We start from the raw sequence: 1,031 nt of genomic DNA on the forward strand, positions 1-1,031 counted from the left end.
TCCCACATTGATCGAGTTTTACCCCGCCATTATGTGGACGGCTCCAAGAGTTGTGCCCCAGGCCCGCGCTCACCCAGCACGTCGTCGTGATTGCGCAACGGGCACGCCTCCAGCGACAGGCACCCGCAGCCAATACAGCCGTTGAGTTTATCCCGCAGCAACATCAGTTTTTCGATGCGCTGGTCCAGGTCCTCACGCCATAGCGCAGACAGGCGCTCCCAATCGGCAGCGTTGGGCGTGCGGCCATCGGGCAAGGTTTGCAGCGCGTCATGGATCGTCGCCAGGGGAATGCCCAAACGCTGGGCAATCTTGATCACCACCACCCGGCGCAACACATCCCGCGGATAGCGCCGCTGGTTGCCGGCGTTGCGGTGGCTCTTGATCAATCCCTTGGTTTCATAAAAGTGCAGCGCGGTAACCGCCACGCCACTGCGGGCTGCCAGTTGGCCGACGGTGAGTTCTTTGGTGACCATGAAAAAGCCCTTGACCTTGACTTAACTAGAGGTTTTACCCTGCGTGGCATCGAATCGCAAGATTGTGCCTACAGTGAGAGGGGAATGTTCATGCAGGTATTAGAGAAGAGTCTGAGTTTTACCCAGATGGTCGAATTCCACATCGAGCCTCAGCAGCAATCCGCGTTGGTAGCGGCCCTGTCATCCCAGAGCGAGCGCCTGGCCCAGGGCCATGGCGGCTTTATCAATGCCAGCGTGCAGGTCAGCGATGATGGACGCCGGGTGCTCAGCTACCTGCAATGGCGCTCCCGCGAGGAGGGGGAAGCGGCCTTCAAGTGTTTTGAGCACGGTGAGGAAGATTTCTGGACGCTGATCCGCGCCCACCAGGCCACGGCAGTGACCTTCGGTTCGTTCCAGGTGCTGCGCAGCATCGAACGCAGCCATGACAACGCTCTGCACTGCCGCCTAAATTGACAGGTGCAGCATGCGCTCGCCCTGTACGTTTTCGCCGGGGCGTCGCTTGTTCACCGCCAGCTCGCCGATCTTGATCAAACGGGTACGGGTCACGTTGCGGCTCAG

General features: G+C 59.9%; 2 protein-coding genes and 1 pseudogene. 1 reads left to right on the top strand and 2 read right to left on the bottom strand.

All coding sequences use genetic code 11. The annotated features are described in order from the left end of the window. Positions 1–29 precede the first annotated feature (29 nt). Positions 30–473: a redox-sensitive transcriptional activator SoxR gene (gene soxR, locus HX786_RS31375; RefSeq protein WP_008430848.1), complete on the bottom strand. Its 444-nt coding sequence runs from the start codon at positions 471–473 to the stop codon at positions 30–32. Between the two features lie 90 nt (positions 474–563). Here soxR and HX786_RS31380 point away from each other — a divergent pair, with 90 nt between their 5' ends. Next, positions 564–926 (top strand): antibiotic biosynthesis monooxygenase, encoded by a 363-nt coding sequence (locus HX786_RS31380; RefSeq protein ID WP_032898632.1) that lies wholly within the window; start codon positions 564–566, stop codon positions 924–926. Here the strand turns inward: HX786_RS31380 and HX786_RS31385 are convergent. After that, positions 918–1,031: pseudogene (locus tag HX786_RS31385) on the bottom strand (sigma-54-dependent Fis family transcriptional regulator); the annotation flags it as partial. The gene HX786_RS31380 and the pseudogene HX786_RS31385 overlap by 9 nt on opposite strands.

Source organism: Pseudomonas sp. 21615526, from assembly GCF_013386245.1.
In the GTDB taxonomy this organism is placed as follows: domain Bacteria; phylum Pseudomonadota; class Gammaproteobacteria; order Pseudomonadales; family Pseudomonadaceae; genus Aquipseudomonas.